This is a genomic window from Thiomicrorhabdus sp. zzn3 (assembly GCF_029767755.1).
In the GTDB taxonomy this organism is placed as follows: Bacteria; Pseudomonadota; Gammaproteobacteria; order Thiomicrospirales; family Thiomicrospiraceae; genus Thiomicrorhabdus.
In genome coordinates this window covers 846,664-869,424 of record NZ_JARUQS010000001.1, presented here as the reverse complement: position 1 = coordinate 869,424, position 22,761 = coordinate 846,664, and the positions used below count along the sequence as shown (strand labels likewise).

Genomic DNA, 22,761 nt, shown 5'->3' with positions numbered 1-22,761 from the left:
GTTTTGAGCGTTAGGTTCGCCCTTTCTTTTCTCAGGTCATAAAAAAACCCTAAAGCCTATTCCACTTTAGGGTTTAGATAACCAATCACCGTTGAGCATGATATTTATTCAGATTCATGCGCAACGGATATGAGCGGTTATTTAAACGGGTCTTGTAATACCAACGTTTCTGCACGATCCGGACCGGTTGACAGAATCGAAACCGGAACCCCCACTTCCTTCTCAAGGAATTGGATATATTCTTTTGCTTCCTTAGGAAGCGCGTCCCAAGAATCAATACCCACCGTCGAGGTTTTCCAGCCCGGCAAGGTCACATAGTTTGGTTCACACAATTCGTACTCTTCAGCACTGCATGGCGGTAATGTCAGGGTTTGCCCTTCTTTAGAATAGGAGACACAGACTTTAACCTCATCCAGTTCATCCATGACATCTAATTTGGTCAGACACATCCCGGTCATCCCGTTGATCTGTGCCGAACGACGCAATGCCACTGCATCAAACCAGCCGCAACGACGTTGGCGGCCGGTTGTGGCACCAAATTCATGGCCGCGCGTACCAAGTTCTTTACCGACTGGATCACCTTCATCAGAAGCTACGTCATAACACAATTCCGTCGGGAAAGGCCCTCCCCCCACACGTGTCGCATAGGCTTTGGTAATACCCAATACATAATCGAACTGAGTTGGTCCAATACCGGCACCTGAAGCCGCACCTCCGGCGGTGGTATTGGAAGAGGTAACATAAGGATAGGTTCCTTGATCAATGTCCAGCAGCGTTCCTTGGGCACCTTCGAACATCAAGTTCTTACCTTCACGATTATAGCTGTCGATCAGGTTCGGAATATCCGCCAACATCGGCACAATCATTTTGCTATAGCGTTCACACTTTGCCCATAGCTCATCGAAAGAAACCGGTTCGACCTTATAAAAGTTTTCCAGCATGTAGTTGTGATAACTCAATGTCTCCGCCAACTTCTCTTTAAACTGAGACATGTTCTTCATATCACCCGCACGTAAACCGCGGCGCGCCACCTTATCTTCGTAGGCCGGACCAATTCCACGCCCTGTCGTCCCGATCGCTTTATTTCCTCGCGCCAATTCACGTGCCTGATCTAAAGCGACGTGGTAATCCAAAATCAACGGGCAAGCGTCGCTGATTTTTAGCCGGCTTTTTACTTCCAGGCCGGTCGATTCCAGTTCGGCCACTTCTTTTTCAAGCGCATCCGGCGCCAACACCACGCCATTACCGATAAAACATTCAACTTCTTCGCGCAGGATACCCGAAGGAATCAAATGCAAAACCGTTTTCTTGCCATCAATAACCAAGGTATGGCCTGCATTATGGCCGCCCTGGAAACGGACGACTGCCGCCACTCGATCAGTCAGAAGATCAACGATCTTACCTTTACCTTCATCGCCCCACTGGGTGCCCACAACAACAATATTTCGTTTTGTCATAACTACTTCTTAACGCTCAACGTCTTAAAACAATCTCTACATTCACAAGGGGGTTATTGCAACGTCCACTCGCCATTCACTTCGATCAGCCTGGCTCCCGACTCAGGAGCGGTATCCGCTTCATACACGAAAACCACCTGATAACCTTGTGCTTTTAATTCTGCAATCTTTTCTTTTAAAGCCTGATCGGCCTTAGCTGGCGCATAAACGGTTCCCTTAATCACATCTTCAACTGGGGCCAACAGATCCAAAGCGGTACGCAGATCCATACTGAACCCAGTAGCCGGCAAGGACAGACCAAAATCAGCGCCAATGCCATCGTAGCGGCCGCCTTTGGCAATCAACTGAAGTTGGCGTCCACCGCTGTAACAGCCAAAGATGACCCCGGTGTGATAGTGATAGCCGCGAATATCCGCCAAATCCAAATGAATCTGAACCGACTGGGTAATGTTTAAGTGCGACACAATGGTCTGCAGTCGCTCTAATGCAGCATCCACCACAGGACCTAAGCCATCAAATTGGTTTTTAGCCTGATCAATGACGTTTTGCGCCTCACCGGCCAAATTGATCAACGCCTTGAATGCCGGTTTAAGCTGTTCATTTAAATTCGCGGTTTGAAGCCAATCGTTATATTCAGGCACCGCTTTACGCTTTAAAATGTCCAAAAGGTCTGCGCTCTGGGTTTCGCTTAGGCTTGCCTGACGCATCAACTCATCGACAATGCCGACATGCCCCAGACTGAGCTGCAATTGTGGCAACTCGAGTGACTTCAGACTTTCGAGCATGAGCTCGATGACTTCGATATCACTTTCCACGCCAGCATGACCAAACAGTTCGGCTCCCACCTGAAGTGGACTTCTAGACCCCTTCGCCTTGTTATTACGCGTTTTAAGCACTTCTCCAACATAGCATAGACGTGAAATGCTATCAGCCGCCTTAAGGCGATTACTGACAATACGCGCAACCTGCGGTGTCATATCCGCGCGGACTCCCATCATGCGCCCGCTCTCCTGGTCGGTAAAACGACAGGTATCAATCGCCATATGCCGCCCTGTTCCTGTCAACAGAGAATCGGTAAATTCGGCAATAGGCGGCAAAACCAAATCGTAACCAGAAAGGTGAAATCCATCGATCAATTTACGACGATAAAATTCAAGCTTATTGGCCTGAGGCGGGAGAAGGTCTTCTAAACCTTCCGGAGTAAACCACGTAGATTGTTGCATCTTTGACTTCTTTCTACTTATTTCTATAAAGCGGGATAACGAAACTGGGGGTAAGAAACGTTTTATTTTAAATCAATTCCTTAACGCCCATAAAAAATTCAATTAAAAATTAATAACATGCCAAGCCCAATTGCCACACTAAAAAGCCCCATTAACCGAAGTTGCTTTTCTGACAGGGTGACGGCTTCACTCATCATCCTGCGCCACAATTCAGGAAAAGCAAACGGTAACAAGCCCTCCAGAATAAATACCAAGGCGATTGCAGCAAAAAGAGTGTTTTCTAACATGCTTCCATAAAAAAGGTGGGTTGCCCCACCTTCTTAACTCCTATCCTGTCAGCGTTTTATTTAACGGCATCATTAAAGTACATGAAAAAGTCTGATTTTGGATCTACCAACAAAATGTCAGACTTATCTTTAAAGGTTTTCTGATAGGCATTCAGGCTGTGATAAAAGGCATAGAACTCCGCATCCTGGTTGTAGGCTTTTGCGTAAATCTCAGCAGCCTTCGCATCCCCTTGACCGCGAAGAATTTCAGCTTCACTGTAGGCTTCAGCCAAAATAACGACACGCTGGCGATCGGCATCGGCACGGATTTTCTCAGCCGCTTCCGCCCCTTTGGAGCGCAAGTCCTTGGCAACACGGTTACGTTCCGCTTCCATACGACGATAAACCGAATCACTCACATCTTTAGGCAGATCGATACGTTTAATACGCACATCGGCAATCTCAATACCGAAAGAGCTTGCTGCATCAGCCGTTGTGTCTTTAATTTTTTGTGCAATTTCGACACGCTCACCGGAAATTACTTCCTTAACTGTACGGTTACCGAATTCGGCACGTAAACCATCCTTAACGATTTGCCCTAAACGCATACCCGCCAAGCGGTTATCGCCATTCATAGTGGTATAGAATTTTTCAACGTCCTTGATGCGCCACTTAACAAACGAATCCACCTCAAGGTTTTTCTTTTCACTGGTTAAGAAACGCTCTGGAGCGGAGTCCAGCGTCTGAATACGCGCATCAAACTTACGTACATTGTTAATAAACGGCGTCTTAAAATGCAGGCCTGGGGGCACATCCGCTTTAACAATTTCCCCCAGTCGCAAGACAACCGCCGTCTCCCACTGGTTAACCACAAATACCGAGCTACTGCCCACAAACAAAACTGCGGCAACGAATATGGATAATACGGATTTCATTAACGTAGCTCCCTGTTTTTCAGATAGTCACGAATACTGGTTCTTTGCGAAGCGCTATTATTAGTGCGTGTTGCATTGGCATTTGAAGCCGGCGTACTGCTGGTTGCAGGCTCTACCGCTTTAAACGGCACGGTTGCTTGTCCACCGACCATTTTGTCCAGAGGCAAGTACAGCAGGTTATTACTACTTTCTGAACCGACAAAGACTTTACTGCTGTTTTCCATCACATTGGAAACCGCATCTATGTACAAACGGCTACGCGTGACCTTAGGTGCTTTTTGGTACTCTTTCACGATACTGGTAAAGCGGGCCGCCTCCCCTTTTGCCTGAGCAATGACGCGATCATGGTAAGCACTGGCTTCTTCCAGTTCACGAGCCGCTTTACCACGTGCTTTCGGCAAAATATCATTGGCGTAAGCTTCCGCTTCATTAATCAAACGTTCGCGGTCTTCTCGAGCTTTAACCACATCCGCAAAGGCATCTTGAACCTGCTCGGGCGGTTGCGCATCCTGAAGGTTCACACTGGTAATAACCAGGCCTGTTCGATAATCATTCAAATTCGCCTGGGCCAGTTGCTGAACTTTAGAAACGACTTCATTTCGACCTTCCGTCAACACAAAGTCCATTCGGTTCTGACCGACCACTTCACGCAGTGCACTTTCCACTACCGCTCTCAAAGTCAAATCAGGATCCGTCACTTCAAACAGATATTGGTTGGCACTCTCGATTTTGTATTGAACCGCGATCTTGAGGTCAACAATATTCTCGTCCTTAGTCAACATTAAGGATTCATTCGGCACGGTTCCGGCACGGTTTCGCGTATCGGAACGATAGCCGATTTCAGCGGTACGGATCTGATCTACATTAACAATACGAACCGTTTCAATCGGGTATGGAAGATGCCAGTGAGGTCCGGCTTTAGTCTCTTCAACAAAAGCACCAAAGCGGGTGACAACACCACGTTCGGCAGGATCAACGATATAAATACCGGAGAGCAGCCAAATTACGACAACTACAGCAACGATGATACCGCCGCCAATGCTTCCAAAACCACTGCCGCCACCGCCAAATTTATCACCGGCGCCTCCAAGCATGCTCTGGGCTTTCTTTAACAAGGCATCAATGTCAGAATCGTCATTTCTCTTCGGAGGACGATTGGAGCCTCCTTGATTCCCTGAATTCCCCGAGTTTCCCCAAGGATCCTGACCGGATTTACCTGGTTCGTTCCAAGCCATTTAATCTCTCTCCATACATTGAGGTGTGAGAAGCGTCTTTTTTAGACACGAAATAGGGTACATTTTAGAATTAAAACCCAAAAATGTCACCCATTAAAACTTTTTATTAGGCAAATAGAAATGCTAAAAGCGATTGCTCACTCTCGTGCTAGACCAACTCTTTTGCCTCTAGCAACTCTTTCCACTGTTTGACTTCATTCCACTCTTGATCGGTCAAATGCATTTTGAAATGACTATTGCCAAATTCATCAAACCCTTCTTCAAGAATGGTCCCCAACTGATAAAGCTGAGCGCGTTTCTTTGCCGCTGCCACATCCAGGGTCAGCGCGACGGTATGAAAATGACCTTTAAAGAACGAGGCCACCGCCTCCATCAACAGATTAATTCCTTCACCGCTGACAGCGGAAACCCAGACGCGCTGAGGGACCCCGTGATCATCACAATCGACCTTGGGCTCCATTTTCGGCTCCAGCTTATCGATCTTATTAAAGACCATCAATTGCGGAACCTCTGACGCCCCCACCTCGTCAATCACCTCAATCACATCTTGTATTTTTTCATCACGATGCGGATCGGCCGCATCCACCAAATGAATCAGCAAACTCGCTTCTCGAGTCTCCTCAAGGGTCGAACGAAATGCAGTCACCAAATCGTGCGGAATATGACGAATGAAACCGACTGTATCAGCAAAAATCACCGGACCCGCTCCGGGCAAATGTACGCGTCGCAAGGTAGAGTCCAAAGTCGCGAACAAACGGTTCTCTGCATAAACACCCGCCGCGGTCATATGATTAAACAATGTCGACTTACCCGCGTTGGTATACCCCACGATGGTAATGGTAGGCAGCTCGGAACGCTTTCTCGCCCTGCGCCCCAAATCACGTTGCTTGCGCACTTTTTCGATCCGGGACTCCAGCTGCTTAATGCGGGCCTGCACCAAACGACGGTCGGTTTCCAACTGGGTTTCCCCCGGCCCTCGCGCACCAATCCCGCCTTGTCGGTCAAGGTGAGACCACCCGCGTACCAAACGCGTGGACATGCGTTTAAGCTGAGCCAGCTCTACCTGCAATTTCCCTTCATGAGAACGTGCTCTTTGCGCGAAGATATCCAAAATCAGACCGACACGGTCCAACACCTGACAATCGAGATAGTTAGAAAGATTCCGCTCCTGAGCCGGAGTTAAGGCATGATTCACGATCACCACATCCGCATCGTGCAGTTGCACAGCCTGCTGAATTTCTTCAGCCTTACCTTTACCAACAAAATACTTGGGATCTGGAGTGTGTCGCTTCGCCGTGATAAGTTGACAGATTTCAGCACCGGCAGAGTCTACCAGCTCATAAAACTCGTCTAATTCTTCACGGTCAGCTTCATTATGAAAATCGACATGAACCAGAATTGCTTTATCCAGTTCACGCCGTTCGAGACGATCAAATAATTCCATTCAAACAGTTCAATTCACTTTAAAATGCAAACGGAATTGACTGCAAAGAAACACGTTTAGAGAAGTCATTCACCACTGTTGCTGTCTTCAACCCCATGCTCATACCCTTTTGGATCACGCATAGGCACGATAGTAGAAATGGCATGCTTATAAACCATTTGCGTTACATTACTGCGCAGCAGCACCACAAACTGATCAAACGAGTCAACACGCCCTTGAAGCTTAACACCGTTTACCAGATAAATGGATACACTGATTTTTTCCTTACGCAACGCATTCAGATAGGGGTCCTGAATTGGTAAAGCCTTAGCCACCTTTTTACTCTCCATGATTATTTCCTATTATTATTTTGTTTCTATTATCGTTTTTATTGGTTGTTTTAGCATAATGCTGGCAAATCACCCTGCTCTTCAAGCCTCTGTAAGTTTTTTTCCTTAAAGGACTCGAAAAAACTTCACCTGACATAAAAGCATACCACAGTGAATTCGTTTCTTTTTATCAATCAATTTTATTTACAAATAAGACAAAAATACGAAAAACTATATTCTATAGCCTTTTTAGGCAGTTTCAATGAGTTTACTCACGAAAGATAGACGTTCATCGCGAGTTGACGCAAAAGGATCCATCACCAACAGCTCCTCTTCTTTACGCAACCAGGTGAGTTGACGCTTAGCCAATTGCCGAGTCGCCACAACGCCTTTATGCACAAACGTCTCATAATCGTATTCGCCACTCAAAAATGACCAGGCCTGTCGATAGCCTACGCTACGAATCGACGTCATCTCCGGATTTAAATCACCGCGCGCCATTAAAGCTTTCACCTCGTGTAAAAACCCATTCTCCAACATCAGCTCAAAGCGCTTGGCTATCTGCTGATGCAAGCGGGCGCGATCTTGTGGAATCAAACCGACTTTAACCAATTGAAAAGCGTTCAACCCGTGTTTTGGCAAAGCGCGATGCTCAGTCAGCGTTTTACCGGTAATCTCGTACACTTCCAAAGCCCGAATCAATCTTTGCGGATCGTTCTTATGAATACGCTGTGCAGACTCCGGATCCACTTCTCTCAAGCGCTCGTGCAAAACATCAGGCTGAGTCTTCCAGAGCAATTGCAGGCGTTCACGAACTTCCGGATTGGCGGACGGCAGATCGGACATCCCATGCTGCAAAGCGTTGAAATACATCATGGTGCCGCCTACCAGCAATGGTAACCGCTCCCGTGCAAAAATCGCCTCCACCAGATCATGTACATCTTCTACAAATTCAGAGGCCGAATAGCTTTCCGCCGGATCATGCGTATCGATCAAATGATGTGGCACCCGCGCCAACTCTTCACTGCTTGGTTTCGCGGTACCGATATCCATGCCGCGATAAATCAACGCTGAATCGACACTAATAATTTCGACCGGATAATGCGCCGCCACATCCATCGAAAGCTGACTTTTGCCGGAAGCGGTCGGCCCCATAATCGCCAGACACTTTTTTTCTTCAATCCATTTCTCAATGGTCATGCAGCTAACAACCTTTGTAAACCATTCTTTTAAGCTATTGTTTTTTTTACTTACTGACCGCGCATAAACAGGCCGTCCAGCTGTTCCATGGATAACTGCACCCAAGTGGGACGTCCGTGATTACACTGGTCCGACCGTTCGGTACGCTCCATCTCACGCAGCAAGGCGTTCATCTCTTCAATCGTCAACTGGCGATTCGCTCTGACTGAACCGTGACAAGCCATGGTGGAAAGAATGTGATTAATCCGCTGTTCAACCTGTTCACTGTCACCCGCCACACCCAGGTCGGCGAGAATATCCTCAACCAAACCGACGACATTGCTTTTGGCTAAAATCGCAGGAACAGCAGTGACTTTAAGCTGCTCAGGCCCCATCGCCTCCAACTGAAATCCCAGGCGCTCAAACCAGTCGGCGTACTCTCGCCAGGTTGCAATCTGCCCCTGTTCCAGAGCGATCACGACTGGTACCAACAGAGGCTGACTGACCAACTTATGCTGCTGCCATTGTACTTTCAGACGCTCATAAACCACGCGCTCGTGGGCCGCATGCATATCCACCAACACCAAACCCTGCCGGTTTTCCGCCAAGATAAACACACCATGCAGCTGCATCTTCGCATATCCAAGCCGGTGCTCTTGCTCCCCTTCTTCAGTGCCCAGCGATTCATAGGCTGGACTCAATGCTTCCGCCACTTTGTCCGAACCTTTTGACACAGCATACTCCGGATAGAAGGTCTGTGCCGTTTTTGCCGGTGCCTGAAACTGCATACTGGCCTGACGGTAAGCTTCACCAGTGTTCGCAGAACCCGGTACATTTTGCGGCTTCAAGCTTACATTTCTTTCGCTTTCCGACACCAAGCTTCGCCCGCTGCCATGCTGAGCATTCAGGGGTTTGGCCACCGCATCCCTTACCGATCGGCGCAAAAAATCATACACCCAACGCCCATTAGCAAACCGTACTTCATATTTTGCAGGGTGCACATTCACATCCACCAACGCGGCAGGAATCTCTAAAAACAGCAGATACGCAGGATGACGCCCATGATAGAGCACGTCCGCATAAGCCTGTTTCACTGCATACGAAAGCGTACGATCACGCACAATACGCCCATTGACAAAAAGATACTGCATATCGCCTTGACTACGGTTAAAAGTAGGCAGGCCTGCCCAACCGTGCAAACGAATATCCTGTGCTTCAAAGCCGATCTCCAGACTCTGTTCCACAAATGACTGGCCCAACAACTGGGCAAGACGTTTATTGCGGCTACGCTCATCCGTCACCGGCATAACCTGACGCACAGTACGTCCATTATGCACCAACTTAAAGCCAACTTGAGGGCGACTCAGCATCACGCGTTTGGCCAGTTGGTCGATATGTGAAAATTCGGTTTGTGGCGATCGCAAAAACCGTTTACGCGCCGGAGTGTTAAAGAAAAGGTCTTCCACTTTGACCGTGGTTCCCTGACGACCCGCCACCGGGGTCAACGGCCCCCACTGCCCCTCACCCTCAGCCTTAAGTTGCCAAGCAGCACTGTCGCCATCGATCCGACTGATGATTTCAAAACGGGAAACAGAGCTGATACTGGCCAGGGCCTCCCCCCTAAACCCAAGTGTGGCAACCGCAGACAGGTCTTCTACGGTTTTGATTTTACTGGTCGCGTGCCGGCTCACCGCCAAAACGAGCTCTGCTTTGGGAATACCGCACCCGTTATCAATGACCTCTATTCGCTGAGTGCCGCCTTGTTCGATAATGATATCGATCTGGGTGGCACCGGAATCCAACGCATTTTCCAACAACTCCTTAACCACCGATGCCGGGCGTTCGACCACCTCACCCGCGGCAATCTGATCAGCGAGATGCGAAGGAAGAGATTCAATCGCCGATCGTTCCATAACTGGCTCGTGCTCAGGCACGTTGATGGATAATTCTTGCGTTTCAGACATCTAATCATTTACCCCGCAAAGGGATACCAGACAAGCATTCGAAGCGTTCAAAAGCATTCCTATTAACACCTAATTTAAACCAGAACGTTTAATCACAAAAAAAACAATAAATGGATTATACCATCCAAAAACCTTGCCTTTGCCTCAAGCCGCATTTATCTACAACTCTAAAAAGGCGCAAAGATTCCCTTCTAAAGATGGCGTTTTTTTAAACCGCCTTCAACTGATAAAATAGGCATCTTTCAAAAAAGAACAAAAGGATTCTCAGTGGGATTACTTAACAAACTTTTTGGTAACGGTTTGACGGAAGCGCTTCAACAAGCAGTTGAAAACCAACTAAAAACAACTCTGGATCCGATCACTCAAAAAGATTTGCTGTCGTTAAAAGCCGTCGATGACATGCAATTTAAAAAAGGCGAACTCACTCTATCAGTCAGCATGCCTTATCCCTGCAAAAGCCTGTGGCCGGCAATCGAGCAAACCTTGTCTCACCATTTGGAGCAGATTGACGAGATTAAACAGGTCCGTGTAAACTGGCAAACCAAAATCGTCTCTCATGACGTCCAAAAAGGCGCCACGCCGCTGCCGAACATTAAAAACATCATCGCCGTCGCCTCTGGCAAGGGCGGAGTAGGAAAATCCACTACCAGCGTGAACTTGGCGCTGGCTCTGCAACAGGAAGGCGCTCGTGTCGGCCTTTTGGACGCGGACATCTATGGTCCAAGCATTCCCACCATGCTTGGCATCCACGAAAAACCGCAATCCGAAGATGGCAAAACCATGAAACCGTTACAGGCCTATGGGCTGCAGGTCATGTCCATCGGTGCATTGATTGAGGAAGATTCTCCAATGATCTGGCGCGGCCCGATTGTAACCCAGACACTCACCCAACTGCTTAAAGAAACCGCATGGGAAGATTTGGATTACCTGATTATCGACCTGCCGCCTGGCACCGGGGATGTCCAACTTACTTTGGCACAGCAGATCCCGGTCACCGGCTCCATCATTGTCACCACGCCGCAACAGGTGTCGCTGATTGACGCCAAAAAAGGCCTCAAGATGTTCGAAAAGGTCGAAATTCCAATCCTTGGAATCATTGAAAACATGTCCACGCACATCTGCAGCCAGTGCGGGCACGAAGAGGCTATTTTCGGCGAAAAAGGCGGTGAAACACTCGCGCAAACCTATCATGTGGATTTCTTAGGTTCATTGCCACTTGAAAAACGTATTCGCGAAGAAGCTGACAACGGCAAACCGACGGTAACCGCCGACCCCAATAGTGCTATTGCCCAAAAATATCGACACATCGCACATGAAGTGAGCGCCAAAATCGGCGTCAGTAAACGTAATTACGGCAACTTGTTCCCTAAAATCGAAATTCACAATACTTGAACCTATTAAACAAAAAAGCGCTCACAGGAGCGCTTTTCAATTTAAACGGTTATTTTTTCCAAGCTACTCGATATCGAACAACTGGTCGAAATGAGCCACCTTCAGTATCTCCATCACCGGTTTTCCGACATTGACAATCTTAATCCTTTTCTTATCTCCGCCGGTACGCTCTCGTAACAATAACAACATCCCCAAGGCCGAACTATCCATATAGGTGGTGCGAGCCATATCGATAATAAACATTGAACCAGCTTGATCAAGGTAGCTTTTGTATGAATTGTTGAACATATCATAACAACTCACATCAAAACTGCCATCCACTGAAATCGTCACATATTTTCCGGAAACCTGACATTCAACACCCACAGCACTCACTTCTTTTTATCAGCTAAATATAATTACTTATTATATGGGACCACCCAAACCTTGCAAACCATAATAAGCTGATTTATTTTTGAGCGCATACCTCACAACGACTTGTTACGATTCAGGTTAATCACCGCCATTTGGGATGGAAAAAGCCCTCAAAACCACAAAAGATAAAACACACCCGCCCAGTCAAAACCGCTATAATATCCGGTTAATTCCAAACAGAACCGGTCTTAAAAAACATAACTCAGTAACCGCAAAACTTCCTCTATGTAAAAGGAAGGAAAGGCCGCGTTATTATTTTGATTACATGAATGGATCGTTAAAAAATATGTCTGACACAGTCCGTGAGCAAACTACCAATTCTTCGCCTCGAAAAATCCTGATCACCAGCGCCCTGCCTTATGCTAACGGGCCGATTCACCTGGGCCATCTGGTTGAATACATTCAAACGGATATTTGGGCTCGTTTTCAGAAAATGCGCGGGCACCAGTGTACTTATGTCTGTGCGGATGATGCTCACGGAACCCCGATCATGTTGCGCGCGCAATCCGAAGGCATTACGCCCGAGACATTGATCGAACGCTCATCGAAAGAACACCAGGCTGACTTTGCCGGATTCCACATTGGTTTTGATCACTATCACAGCACTAACTCTCCAGAAAACGAAGAGCTGGCCGGCTACATCTACACCCAACTAAAAGAAAAAGGCCATATCAGCCGTAAAACCATTAAACAGTTCTACGATCCTCAAAAAGAGATGTTCTTGCCGGACCGTTTTATCAAGGGAACCTGTCCTAAGTGTAAGGCTGACGATCAGTATGGCGACAACTGTGAAGTGTGCGGAGCGACTTACAGCCCGACAGAGCTGCTAAACCCGAAATCGGTCGTATCCGGCGCAACACCGGTTGAAAAAGAAACTGACCACCTGTTTTTCGAACTGGCGCACTTTGAAGAAATGCTCAAAAACTGGACCCACCAAGGCCACCTGCAATCACAGATCGCCAATAAACTCGACGAATGGTTTGAATCCGGTCTGCGGGGTTGGGACATTTCGCGTGACGCGCCCTATTTCGGATTCCAAATTCCAGGGGAAAAAGACAAATACTTTTATGTCTGGCTGGATGCGCCAGTTGGCTACATGGCCAGCTTTAAAGCTTACTGCGAAAAAAGCGGATTACACTTTGACGACTACTGGGCGGCGGACAGTGAGGCCGAACTCTACCACTTCATCGGTAAAGACATCATCTACTTCCACGCCCTCTTCTGGCCGGCTATGCTTGCAGGTGCGGGCTTCAGAACCCCGGATGCGATCTACGCCCACGGCTTCCTGACTGTAGACGGCCAAAAAATGTCCAAATCCCGCGGTACTTTTATTATGGCCAAAACCTATTTGGACCATTTAAACCCGGAATATCTGCGTTACTACTTTGCTGCCAAGCTGACCAGCCGCATTGATGACATCGATCTCAATCTGGAGGATTTCGCACAACGTGTGAATTCCGACCTGGTAGGCAAAGTGGTCAATATCGCCAGCCGCTGTGCCGGATTTGTTGTGAAAAAATTTGATGGCAAACTGGCCACGAGCTGGACGGCTGAAGCGCAATCTATTTATGACGGTTTTGCCAATGAAGCCGAGATGATCGCTGAGCTTTACGAGAAGCGTGAATACGGTCAGGCGATGCGCGAGATCATGGCTTTGGCGGATCGCGCTAATGAGTACATTGCCGAAACCGCCCCTTGGGTGTTGGCCAAAGAAGAAGGCAAAGAAAAAGAACTGCATGAATCCGTGAGTGTTGGCATCAACCTGTTCCGTATCCTCATGACGTATTTGGCGCCGGTCATTCCGGATACGGCGAATAAAGCGAAGCAATTCTTAAACTTAAGCGAGTGGCATTGGTCTGATGTGGCCACCCCGCTAATGGGACATGAAATTAACAAATTTAAAGCGCTGTTAACACGTGTCGAAATGGAGCAGATTGAAAAAATGGTTGATGATTCCAAACAGACGCTGGCTGCCGCATCTTCTGACGCAGCCCTACAAGCATCAAAACCGGCGGCCGATTTTGACCCGTTGGCTGAAGAAATCACGATTGACGACTTTGCTAAAATTGATTTACGCGTCGCCAAAATCATTAATGCAGAGACCGTTCCGGAAGCCAACAAGCTGCTCAAACTGACGTTGGATATTGGTTTCGAGAAACGTCAGGTGTTTGCCGGGATCAAATCGGCTTACGAGCCTGAGCAGTTAATCGGTAAAATGACCGTTATGGTCGCCAACTTAAAACCACGTAAAATGCGTTTTGGCCTATCCGAAGGCATGGTGCTGGCAGCAGGGCCTGGCGGCAAAGACCTGTTTGTGCTTTCGCCGGATGAGGGGGCGCAACCGGGCATGCGAGTCAAATAGCCCCACGCTCATTAACGGAATCGAGTGTTTATGCAAGAATATGTGTTAATTCTGATCAGCACCGTGCTGGTAAACAACTTTGTACTGGTTAAGTTTCTTGGCTTATGCCCTTTTATGGGCGTCTCCAAGAAAACCGATGCGGCATTGGGGATGGGATTGGCCACCACCTTTGTCATGACACTCTCTTCCGTGCTCAGCTACATTATCTACACCTACCTGCTGCACCCCTTCGGTCTTGAATACCTGCAAACCATCGGCTTTATTCTCGCCATTGCCGCAGTGGTTGGCTTTACCGAAATGGCGATTCACAAAACCAGCCCGGTGCTTTATCAGGTGTTAGGCATCTATCTCCCGTTAATCACCACCAACTGCGCCGTGCTCGGTGTCGCCCTGTTGAACGTAGGGGAAAAAAACGACTTCATTGAGTCCGCCGTCTACGGCTTTGGCGCCGCTGTCGGCTTTACCTTGGTGATGATTTTGTTCGCTTCCATCCGTGAGCGTGTGGACGCCTCCGATGTGCCCACCCCCTTTAAAGGCGCACCGATCGCCTTGATCACAGCAGGCCTGATGTCCATGGCGTTTATGGGCTTTGGCGGGTTGGTTAAATGATCGAAGCGGTTCTGATTTTTCTGGGCTTGGCGTTACTGTTCGGCATTTTGCTGGGCTATGCCTCGGTGCGTTTCAAAGTGGAAGGCAACCCGATGGCCGACCAGATCGACAAGGTTCTGCCGCAAACGCAGTGTGGGCAATGCGGCTACCCGGGATGCCGCCCTTATGCCGAAGCACTGGCTAATGGTGAAGCAGAGGTCAATTTGTGTATTCCGGGCGGTAACGAGGTAATGATCGAAATTTCAGAAATCACCGGCTTGGAACAGAAGCCGATGGCAGAAGGTGCGGCGGAACCCAAACCCAAAGAAGTCGCTTTTATTGACGAAGACCTCTGCATTGGCTGCGTATTGTGCATCAAAGAGTGTCCGGTTGATGCGATTTTAGGGGCCACCAAACAGATGCATACCGTCATCGAGAAAGAGTGCACCGGCTGTGAAAAATGTGTCCCTGTGTGCCCGGTGGATTGTATTGAAATGCGCCCGGTTGAAGTCACCACCAAAAACTGGAAGTGGCCCGAACCCCAAACGATTCAGGAGGGCAAATGAACCCATCGAATCTGTTGAGCGTAGCCTTGCGTTTTTTGGCAAAACTGTACCCGGCTTCCAAGCGTTGGCTTCACCGCTTCCATGGTGGCGTCTTTCCGCAATACTATAAATCCCTGTCAGCCACACAGCCGATTCGCAAAGCCTTTATCCCCGAAAAATTGATTCTGCCATTAGAACAACCCGTCGGATTACCGGCAGAAACCTTGGTGAAGGTCGGCGAGCGCGTCAAAAAAAACCAGCTGTTGGCTCAGGCCTCCAAAGATCCCCAAAAAGCGCTAATCGTACCGGTTCATGCGCCGACTTCCGGTACCGTAATGGCCATTCAACCGATGACTTTGCCTCACCCTTCGGGCTTACAGGATCAATGCATTGTTCTGCAGCCGGACGGCCTTGATGAAGCCATTGTGAACGCTTTGGAAGTAGACGGCTCGCATCCCGGTTCCCCCGAAGCACTCAAATCCACCCTTCTGCATGCGGGGATTGTCGGTATGGGCGGAGCCGGCTTTCCGACTTATGCCAAAATTCCAAATCAGCGTGGCAAAATCCACACCCTGCTAATCAATGGAGCCGAATGTGAACCTTTCATTACCTGCGATGACCTGCTGATGCAAACCCGGGCGCAAGAGATTGTACAAGGTGCTCTGATTACCGCCCACGCCCTGGGTGCGAGCAAAATCATCTGCGGCATTGAAACCAATAAACCCGAAGCGATTCGGGCCATGCAGGAAGCGGCATCCAATACGCCGGTTGAAATCCGTAGCGTGGAAACCGTTTACCCAATGGGCGGACAAAAACAGCTGACACTGGAGTTGACCGGGGTGGAAATGCCACACAAAGCGCATGCGGTCGATCTCGGTCTGTTGATGATGAATGTCGCTACTTACGCAGCCATCTATCGTGCGGTCGTGCATGGCGAACCGCTCACCTCACGCTTGGTCACCGTTTCCGGACTCGGCTTGAATAAACCGTTTAATATTCATGCCCTCATCGGCACCCCCTTTTCAGCACTGGCCGAACTGGCTGAGCCGAAAGTGACGCTTGATTACCCCTTGGTGATGGGCGGACCGATGATGGGATTCCAGGTGCAGAACAACGATGTTCCGGTAATCAAAACCACCAACTGCATTCTCGCCAACCCGCCTGAACCGGTTGCAATGCAAATGCCATGCATTCGCTGCGGCGAATGTATGCAGGCCTGTCCGGTTAATCTGCTCCCGCAACAAATGTACTGGCACACTCAAGCGCACGAATACGATAAGGTAGAAAAGCTCAATGTTTTCGATTGTATCGAGTGTGGTTGCTGCAGCTATGTCTGCCCAAGCCACATCCCATTGGTACAGTACTATCGTCATGCCAAATCGGAAATCAAGGCCATGCATGCGGAGGAAAAAGCCACCGAACTGGCTAAGCAGCGCCACGAGTTCAAATTGGCACGTATCGAGCGCGAAAAACGGGAACGTGAAGCCCGTTTGAAAGCCAAAAAAGAAGCGGTCAAAAAAGAGGCGCTTGCCGAAGAAAGCCCATCCGCTAAAAAACCAGAGGCTACAGCCAAATCGGCCGCAGAGGCAGCTCGTGCAGCTGCAGCCAAAAGAGCGGCCGCACAGAAGCAGTCTCAAAAATCTGACGACTCAAACAACCCGCCCATTCCACCTGCACGCTTGAAAGCGATTGAAGCGGCTAAAAAAGCCGCTGCGCAAAAAGCGCAGCAAAAGAATGAGGAGTCTTCGGCAAGCTCAAAAGTCAATCGTGAGCCGCCCAAATCTGAACAGGACGAAAAAAAACCGGATGCTAAATCGGCTGCCAAGGCTGCGGCCATGAAAGCCGCGCAAAAACGCACTCAGGCCAAAAAACAAGCCTCAACGGAGAGTGCTTCTGAGGTTACATCTGCAAAAAAGGATGCGCGTCAACGTGCGATCGAAGCGGCTAAAAAGCGTGCCGCAGCCAAAAAAGCAGAGTTACAGCCGATGGCAGAAATGGAAACTGAGCAGGCCTGTTCAGATTCTGCCTTCCCTCAACAAGCCGATGTGAAGGATAACACTACGGCAGCAACCGAGTTAACCGAAACCACCACAAGTACACCGGCTTCTGAAAAAGAAACCGCCCGTAGAGCGGCGATTAAAGCGGCCAAAGAGGCAGTGGCAAAACGCAAAGCGGCTTCACCGTCAAAAACCGAGCAAACCGAAAATACAGCAACGCCGAAGCCGGATGAAGATAAACGCAAAAAAGCGATTGAAGCGGCACGTAACCGCGCCGCACAAAAACGCAATGCCGCCAACGAGTCGCAACAGGGAGATAAATAAGTGAATCGGTCCATGCTCTCCTCCTCACCCTATGCACACAATAATCAAAATGTGCGCAAAGTCATGATGCAGGTGCAAATCGCTGCTTTTCCAGCATTGATGGCGCATATTTATCTGTTTGGTTTTGGGATCGTCATTCAATGGATGCTGGCGGTTGCCACGTTTATTGTCGTTGAATATAGCATGTTGAAATTGCGTGGCCGTCCGGTGTGGCCATTTATGAGCGACCTGAGTGCGCTGATTACCGTAACCGGGCTCGTTTTCTGCATTCCTCCGGAAGCCCCTTGGTGGGTGGTGGTATCGGGCAGTGCTTTTGCTCTGATTTTCGGCAAGCATCTCTACGGTGGGCTGGGCTACAACCCCTTTAACCCGGCGATGCTTGGCTATGCCTTCCTGCTGATTTCTTTCCCGGTACAGATGACCCAGTGGACCATGCCGTTGGATATCACCGGCTCCACACTCGGCTTGATTGAGTCGGCACAGATCATTTTCAATGGCGCTGCACATACTCACACCATGGACATGTTCACCGGCGCGACCCCTTTGGGTGAACTTAAAACCTCCCTTACCCAAGGGGTGACAGCGCTTGAGACGCTTAACAGGGAGCCATACGGGTTACTGTTTGGCTTAAGTGCCTGGGCATGGATCAATCTCGCGTTTTTACTGGGCGGATTATGGATGGTTTTGTCCGGCGTCATTAGCTGGCAGTTTCCGGTGGCTTTTTTGGGTGCGCTAGCCGGCATGGCATTTATCTTCCACCAAGTTGACCCGACACTCTATCCGCCGGTGAGTTTTGTCCTGCTTTCCGGCGGCACCATGCTCGCGGCCTTCTTTATCATCACCGATCCAGTGACCGCCAGCACCACGCCTCGCGGCAAGTTGGTTTACGCTTGTGGCATCGGCATTCTGGTGTACGTGATTCGAAACTGGGGCGCCTTTCCGGACGGCATCGCTTTTGCGATCCTGTTGATGAATATTGCGGTCCCCCTAATTGACCAATATACCCAACCGCGCGTCTTCGGACACAAGCTCAAAGGTTAACAGGGAAGAATTGAGTATGTCAGCCCCTTCTACGCCTCTTATACAGATTATGCTGCGCTCAGCAGGCAAGCTCAGTGCGTTTGTGTTGCTCAGTATCTTGCTGTTGCTGGGCATCAAATCCCTGACAGATCCGGTGATTACCGAAGCGGAACAGCAAACCCTGCAAACCCTGCTTGACCAGGTTATGCCGTCCGAATACTACGACAATCAGCCGATGAAGGATACCTTGACCATCACTCAAACGCCGTGGTTGGAGTCTTTGGGTGCCACCTCACCGGTGACCATTTATCGAGCGCGTAAAAATGGAAATCCGGCAGGCCTGGTACTGCCGGCCATAGCACCAAATGGATACAGCGGAAATATCTATCTTCTAGTGGGCGTACTGAGCGATGGGCGTATTGCCGGCGTGCGGGTATTGAAACACAAAGAGACTCCCGGGCTCGGCGACAAGATCGAAGCGGAGAAAAGCCCATGGATCATGGAATTTGACGGGCGCAACTTGCGTGACAACAACGACCCACGCTGGGCGGTTAAAAAGGACGGTGGCGACTTTGACCAGTTCACCGGCGCCACGATTACACCGCGTGCCGTGGTGCAAGCGGTAAAACGCACCTTGCAACTGGTTAACGAACACGGGGACAAACTCTATGAGTAGTGCGATCGAACACACAGGCGGGCAAATCACGCAACCGGCTGACTCGGCTGAACAGCGCCCTCACTGGCAGGAATACACAAAAATTGCGAAAAACGGTCTGTGGAGCAATAACCAGGCGCTGGTGGCGCTGTTAGGACTTTGCCCCCTGCTGGCGGTTTCCAACAATACCATTAACGGTCTCGGCCTGGGTTTGGCCACCCTTCTGGTGCTGATGACCTCCAATATTCTGGTTTCCTTGATCCGTCACCATGTGTCTGACGAAATTCGCATTCCGGTCTTTATTGCCATTATCGCTACTGCGGTGACCATTATTGACCTGCTGATGAACGCCTACTTCCATACCCTGCATGGCATTCTCGGTATTTTTATTCCGTTGATTGTGACCAACTGTGCGATTTTGGGCCGTGCCGAGGCTTACGCATCGAAAAATCCGCTCAGCAAAGCGACGGCGGATGGCTTTTTTATGGGCATCGGATTTATGCTGGTTTTGGTGATTCTTGGCGCATTGCGTGAAATGATCGGTAACGGCACCCTCTTTGACCAGGCCTGGTTGATGTTCGGTGAGAGTGCACGCGCATGGACCATTCATTTCGGTGAGGATTATCAAGGCGTGTTACTGGCCGTATTGCCACCGGGAGCTTTTATCAGCCTGGGCCTGTTGATTGCTTTTAAAAACTATTTGGATCAGAAAAAAGTCGCTAAACAAACTAATGATTTGGGCATTCAAATCGCTGTTAACCCCACAAAACAACCCGATTAAAAATGAACAAACAGAAACGTCTCGAAATTTTTCAACGTCTCAGTGAAGCCATTCCGGAACCGGAAACGGAACTGAATTACTCTACCCCGTTTGAACTATTGATTGCGGTCATCCTGTCAGCCCAGGCGACCGATAAAGGAGTCAATATCGCCACCGACAAACTGTTTCCGGTCGCCAATACCCCGGAAGCCATTTATGCACTCGGGGTCGACGGGCTGAAGGAGTACATTAAAACCATTGGTCTGTTTAACACCAAAGCCGAAAACATCATCAAAACCTGCAAGATGTTGATCGAGCTGCACGGTTCCGAAGTGCCCGACAATCGTAAGGACCTTGAAGCCCTGCCCGGCGTTGGTCGCAAAACCGCCAATGTGGTATTGAATACCGCCTTCGGCCACCCGACCATGGCGGTGGACACCCATATTTTCCGAGTGTCTAATCGCACCAATCTGGCTCCGGGAAAAACCGTACTTGAAGTCGAAAAAAAACTACTGAAAAATGTGCCTAAAGAGTACCTTATTCCGGCACACCACCTTTTGATCCTGCATGGGCGCTATACCTGTACCGCGCGCAAGCCACGCTGTGGGGCCTGCTGCATTTACGACCTGTGCGAGTATAAAGATAAAACGGCTTAATGAGCCCCAATTATTACCCATAACAAAACCAACAACTATGTTTTATACTACAGAACGCGACCGCCTGCGCCAGTTTTACGTCGACACCTGGAATAAGGCAAGAACCGGTCAGCCCATGGATGCGATGGAACAGATGGTGGCACGCGTCATCGAAATGCATCCCGAATACCATGCCATGCTCGCCAATGAGCGGCACTTAGGTAATGAATACAAACCGGAAGACGGCGAAACCAATCCGTTTCTGCATATGGGCATGCATTTGGCACTGCAGGAACAAGTGGCCCTGGATCGTCCTCAGGGTATTCAAGCCGTCTATCAGCAGTTAGGGGAAAAACTGGGAGACGTTATGGCTACCGAACATGCCATGATGGAATGCCTGGCGGAATCGTTATGGCAGGCACAGCGCGAGCAAACGGAACCGAATGAGCAGGCCTATTTAACTTGCCTGCAAAGTCTGTTACACAAAAACTAACCAGGATGGTATTGATGTTTGGTTATGACACTTATCTGAAACGTACGAGCACCCTCTTCGTCTTGATCGCTCTATTCTGGGCCAGCGCTTTTACAATGGCCTCGGCAAATAGCGCCAAACAAAACAAGAAGCTGCCGCTATTTGTCTCTGCAGAGTGGGTCTATCAGCATCACAACGAACTCAAATTGATTGATCTCAGCAGCCAGCAGGCTTATCAGAAATACCACCTTCCTAATGCAATTTGGGTTAACTATAACTGGCTGATTAAGCCGCAAAACGGCATCGCTTTAAGTGGCGGCACTTCCTATATGACTCGCATTCTCTCCGAACTGGGCATTCAGCCGGAAGATCACATTGTCATTTACGACGATATGGGCAACCTGGATGCCAGCCGCCTCTATTGGGAGCTCAAAAAACTGAATCATGCTAAAGTGCAGTTGCTTGACGGCGGCAGCGTCGAATGGGTGTTGAGAGGTTATCCGGTGACCCAGCATATCCCGCCACGCAAGCCTCAAAGCCGCTACCCAATGCCGAAAGTAGATCTGACAGATGCGTTGACCGCTGACAAGAAAGATGTACAAGCCGCGATAAAGGATCCCAATATCATTCTGTTGGATATTCGCACTCAAGATGAATACTCCGGACACCCTAAACGCAACCGCTCGGGCCATATCCCAACCGCAAAATGGTTTGACTGGACCGAAGCGGTCGATACTGAAAACGGCTTTAAGCAGGCAAGCTCCGAAAGCTTACTCAAAAAACTGGCCGAACTCGACATCACAAAGGCGAAACAACCTATTATCATTTACTGCAACTCTGGTCACCGAGCAGCACGCAGTTTTACCATGTTGCAAAGCCTAGGATTTGAAAATGTGAAACTTTACGATGCCTCCATGCAGGAATATGAAGTGGATCAAAAATTGCCGCTTAAATTGGGCTATCAACCTTAACTAAATACAGGCTAACAGAATGCCAATTTCTCCTTTAAAACGTGCACTGCGTAATAGCATTATGATCAGTCTGGTGGTCGCGGCCGTGGTTGTCTATCAGGGTAAAACCGCCACCGATAGTGTGCTAACGGGCCTGTTCACTTTTGTCGTCACCTTCCCAGCGCTATGGCTCTCTTTTCGATATACATCGAACATTATGGCTAAGTATCAAGATGATGCGCGTGCCGTTGAAAAACGGACAGAACGCAATACAGATTTACATAAATAGCGGTTACAGCCATTAACGCTTCCCAAACTCATCCCCTGCATATTGAAAGTCATATTACAAAAGTCAGGCTGTTATGGAGAACCGTAAAACGGTATGCCATCGATCATATGAACTCGTCCGCCAGGTAATGAATTCCCGCTAAATTCAAAGAGTCTTGAACGCTTTCCCCTGAATAGGGTGCTGTGATCGAAAAGCAAAATCGTGATTACCGGCCACCATAATGTTATGTGCAACGGGCAAAAGACGAAACCAGTCTAAAAACGGCTGTATTTGCTCGAGGTTGCCCATGTGGCAACAATCGCCGGCAAAGATAACCACATCCGCTTGCGGTAAACTGGTCTTGAAAG

At 49.0% G+C, this 22,761-nt stretch carries 22 protein-coding genes; 12 read left to right on the top strand and 10 right to left on the bottom strand.

Features of this window, described 5'->3' with window-relative positions:
- Positions 1 to 137 precede the first annotated feature (137 nt).
- The 9 genes from QCB44_RS03955 to mutL form a co-directional block, all read right to left on the bottom strand.
- A complete protein-coding gene (locus tag QCB44_RS03955) occupies positions 138 to 1,457 on the bottom strand; it encodes an adenylosuccinate synthase (RefSeq protein ID WP_279408035.1) in 1,320 nt (439 codons plus the stop codon).
- Positions 1,458 to 1,510: 53 nt separating this feature from the next.
- Positions 1,511 to 2,680 carry an ATP phosphoribosyltransferase regulatory subunit gene (locus tag QCB44_RS03950; RefSeq protein WP_279408034.1) on the bottom strand — a complete coding sequence of 390 codons (1,170 nt, stop codon included), beginning with the start codon at positions 2,678 to 2,680 and terminating at the stop codon, positions 1,511 to 1,513.
- Between the two features lie 98 nt (positions 2,681 to 2,778).
- Positions 2,779 to 2,967, bottom strand: a complete 189-nt coding sequence (locus QCB44_RS03945; protein WP_279408033.1) for a DUF2065 domain-containing protein — start codon at positions 2,965 to 2,967, stop codon at positions 2,779 to 2,781.
- A gap of 56 nt (positions 2,968 to 3,023) precedes the next feature.
- Positions 3,024 to 3,881, bottom strand: coding sequence for a protease modulator HflC (gene hflC, locus QCB44_RS03940; protein ID WP_279408032.1), 858 nt, complete (start codon positions 3,879 to 3,881; stop codon positions 3,024 to 3,026).
- On the bottom strand, positions 3,881 to 5,116 hold the full coding sequence (gene hflK, locus QCB44_RS03935) for an FtsH protease activity modulator HflK (protein ID WP_279408031.1): 1,236 nt from the start codon (positions 5,114 to 5,116) through the stop codon (positions 3,881 to 3,883). The genes hflC and hflK overlap by 1 nt, the downstream gene beginning before the upstream one ends.
- A gap of 148 nt (positions 5,117 to 5,264) precedes the next feature.
- Positions 5,265 to 6,560 (bottom strand): ribosome rescue GTPase HflX, encoded by a 1,296-nt coding sequence (gene hflX / locus QCB44_RS03930; protein WP_279408030.1) that lies wholly within the window; start codon positions 6,558 to 6,560, stop codon positions 5,265 to 5,267.
- A gap of 65 nt (positions 6,561 to 6,625) precedes the next feature.
- Positions 6,626 to 6,874, bottom strand: a complete 249-nt coding sequence (gene hfq / locus QCB44_RS03925) for an RNA chaperone Hfq (protein ID WP_279409183.1) — start codon at positions 6,872 to 6,874, stop codon at positions 6,626 to 6,628.
- A gap of 243 nt (positions 6,875 to 7,117) precedes the next feature.
- Positions 7,118 to 8,068, bottom strand: coding sequence for a tRNA (adenosine(37)-N6)-dimethylallyltransferase MiaA (gene miaA / locus QCB44_RS03920; RefSeq protein WP_279408029.1), 951 nt, complete (start codon positions 8,066 to 8,068; stop codon positions 7,118 to 7,120).
- A gap of 50 nt (positions 8,069 to 8,118) precedes the next feature.
- Positions 8,119 to 10,011, bottom strand: coding sequence for a DNA mismatch repair endonuclease MutL (gene mutL / locus QCB44_RS03915; protein ID WP_347710085.1), 1,893 nt, complete (start codon positions 10,009 to 10,011; stop codon positions 8,119 to 8,121).
- Between the two features lie 267 nt (positions 10,012 to 10,278).
- On the opposite strand from mutL, the gene apbC reads away from it, so the two are divergent.
- The gene (gene apbC, locus QCB44_RS03910) at positions 10,279 to 11,403 is read left to right on the top strand and encodes an iron-sulfur cluster carrier protein ApbC (protein WP_279408028.1); all 1,125 of its coding nucleotides are present in this window, start codon (positions 10,279 to 10,281) and stop codon (positions 11,401 to 11,403) included.
- 63 nt (positions 11,404 to 11,466) lie between these two features.
- On the opposite strand, the gene QCB44_RS03905 is transcribed toward apbC, so the two are convergent.
- Positions 11,467 to 11,769, bottom strand: coding sequence for an STAS domain-containing protein (locus QCB44_RS03905; RefSeq protein WP_279408027.1), 303 nt, complete (start codon positions 11,767 to 11,769; stop codon positions 11,467 to 11,469).
- A gap of 334 nt (positions 11,770 to 12,103) precedes the next feature.
- Here QCB44_RS03905 and metG point away from each other — a divergent pair, with 334 nt between their 5' ends.
- Genes metG through QCB44_RS03850 form a run of 11 tightly spaced genes read left to right on the top strand, consistent with a single transcriptional unit; the run spans position 12,104 to position 22,414 of the window.
- Positions 12,104 to 14,179: a methionine--tRNA ligase gene (metG, locus tag QCB44_RS03900; RefSeq protein WP_279408026.1), complete on the top strand. Its 2,076-nt coding sequence runs from the start codon at positions 12,104 to 12,106 to the stop codon at positions 14,177 to 14,179.
- Between the two features lie 30 nt (positions 14,180 to 14,209).
- Complete coding sequence (gene rsxA / locus QCB44_RS03895) at positions 14,210 to 14,788, top strand: electron transport complex subunit RsxA (protein ID WP_279408025.1); 579 nt, start codon at positions 14,210 to 14,212, stop codon at positions 14,786 to 14,788.
- A complete protein-coding gene (gene rsxB, locus QCB44_RS03890) occupies positions 14,785 to 15,333 on the top strand; it encodes an electron transport complex subunit RsxB (RefSeq protein WP_279408024.1) in 549 nt (182 codons plus the stop codon). Before rsxA ends, rsxB begins: the two co-directional genes overlap by 4 nt.
- Positions 15,330 to 17,633, top strand: a complete 2,304-nt coding sequence (gene rsxC / locus QCB44_RS03885; RefSeq protein WP_279408023.1) for an electron transport complex subunit RsxC — start codon at positions 15,330 to 15,332, stop codon at positions 17,631 to 17,633. Before rsxB ends, rsxC begins: the two co-directional genes overlap by 4 nt.
- Positions 17,634 to 18,674, top strand: a complete 1,041-nt coding sequence (locus QCB44_RS03880; protein ID WP_279408022.1) for an RnfABCDGE type electron transport complex subunit D — start codon at positions 17,634 to 17,636, stop codon at positions 18,672 to 18,674. It begins immediately after the preceding gene.
- A 16-nt stretch (positions 18,675 to 18,690) separates the two neighbouring features.
- A complete protein-coding gene (gene rsxG / locus QCB44_RS03875) occupies positions 18,691 to 19,329 on the top strand; it encodes an electron transport complex subunit RsxG (RefSeq protein WP_279408021.1) in 639 nt (212 codons plus the stop codon).
- Entirely contained in the window at positions 19,322 to 20,089 is a 768-nt protein-coding gene (locus tag QCB44_RS03870) for an electron transport complex subunit E (RefSeq protein WP_279408020.1), read from the top strand. The genes rsxG and QCB44_RS03870 overlap by 8 nt, the downstream gene beginning before the upstream one ends.
- Before the next feature lie 2 nt (positions 20,090 to 20,091).
- The gene (nth, locus tag QCB44_RS03865; RefSeq protein ID WP_279408019.1) at positions 20,092 to 20,724 is read left to right on the top strand and encodes an endonuclease III; all 633 of its coding nucleotides are present in this window, start codon (positions 20,092 to 20,094) and stop codon (positions 20,722 to 20,724) included.
- A gap of 37 nt (positions 20,725 to 20,761) precedes the next feature.
- Positions 20,762 to 21,196, top strand: coding sequence for a DUF1841 family protein (locus QCB44_RS03860; protein ID WP_279408018.1), 435 nt, complete (start codon positions 20,762 to 20,764; stop codon positions 21,194 to 21,196).
- A 14-nt stretch (positions 21,197 to 21,210) separates the two neighbouring features.
- Positions 21,211 to 22,146 (top strand): rhodanese-like domain-containing protein, encoded by a 936-nt coding sequence (locus tag QCB44_RS03855; protein ID WP_279408017.1) that lies wholly within the window; start codon positions 21,211 to 21,213, stop codon positions 22,144 to 22,146.
- Between the two features lie 19 nt (positions 22,147 to 22,165).
- Positions 22,166 to 22,414 (top strand): hypothetical protein, encoded by a 249-nt coding sequence (locus QCB44_RS03850; protein ID WP_279408016.1) that lies wholly within the window; start codon positions 22,166 to 22,168, stop codon positions 22,412 to 22,414.
- The last annotated feature ends 347 nt before the right edge of the window (positions 22,415 to 22,761 follow it).

Bases quoted from the DNA above. Each gene is read 5' to 3' on its own strand.
- QCB44_RS03855 (WP_279408017.1), top strand. From the start codon at position 21,211: ATGTTTGGTTATGACACTTATCTGAAACGTACGAGCACCCTCTTCGTC.
- hflK (WP_279408031.1), bottom strand. From the start codon at position 5,116: ATGGCTTGGAACGAACCAGGTAAATCCGGTCAGGATCCTTGGGGAAAC.
- QCB44_RS03950 (WP_279408034.1), bottom strand. From the start codon at position 2,680: ATGCAACAATCTACGTGGTTTACTCCGGAAGGTTTAGAAGACCTTCTC.
- rsxA (WP_279408025.1), top strand. From the start codon at position 14,210: ATGCAAGAATATGTGTTAATTCTGATCAGCACCGTGCTGGTAAACAAC.
- nth (WP_279408019.1), top strand. From the start codon at position 20,092: ATGAACAAACAGAAACGTCTCGAAATTTTTCAACGTCTCAGTGAAGCC.
- metG (WP_279408026.1), top strand. From the start codon at position 12,104: ATGTCTGACACAGTCCGTGAGCAAACTACCAATTCTTCGCCTCGAAAA.
- rsxC (WP_279408023.1), top strand. From the start codon at position 15,330: ATGAACCCATCGAATCTGTTGAGCGTAGCCTTGCGTTTTTTGGCAAAA.
- QCB44_RS03955 (WP_279408035.1), bottom strand. From the start codon at position 1,457: ATGACAAAACGAAATATTGTTGTTGTGGGCACCCAGTGGGGCGATGAA.
- QCB44_RS03850 (WP_279408016.1), top strand. From the start codon at position 22,166: ATGCCAATTTCTCCTTTAAAACGTGCACTGCGTAATAGCATTATGATC.
- hflC (WP_279408032.1), bottom strand. From the start codon at position 3,881: ATGAAATCCGTATTATCCATATTCGTTGCCGCAGTTTTGTTTGTGGGC.
- mutL (WP_347710085.1), bottom strand. From the start codon at position 10,011: ATGTCTGAAACGCAAGAATTATCCATCAACGTGCCTGAGCACGAGCCA.
- rsxB (WP_279408024.1), top strand. From the start codon at position 14,785: ATGATCGAAGCGGTTCTGATTTTTCTGGGCTTGGCGTTACTGTTCGGC.
- miaA (WP_279408029.1), bottom strand. From the start codon at position 8,068: ATGACCATTGAGAAATGGATTGAAGAAAAAAAGTGTCTGGCGATTATG.
- QCB44_RS03870 (WP_279408020.1), top strand. From the start codon at position 19,322: ATGAGTAGTGCGATCGAACACACAGGCGGGCAAATCACGCAACCGGCT.
- QCB44_RS03860 (WP_279408018.1), top strand. From the start codon at position 20,762: ATGTTTTATACTACAGAACGCGACCGCCTGCGCCAGTTTTACGTCGAC.
- QCB44_RS03945 (WP_279408033.1), bottom strand. From the start codon at position 2,967: ATGTTAGAAAACACTCTTTTTGCTGCAATCGCCTTGGTATTTATTCTG.
- hflX (WP_279408030.1), bottom strand. From the start codon at position 6,560: ATGGAATTATTTGATCGTCTCGAACGGCGTGAACTGGATAAAGCAATT.
- rsxG (WP_279408021.1), top strand. From the start codon at position 18,691: ATGTCAGCCCCTTCTACGCCTCTTATACAGATTATGCTGCGCTCAGCA.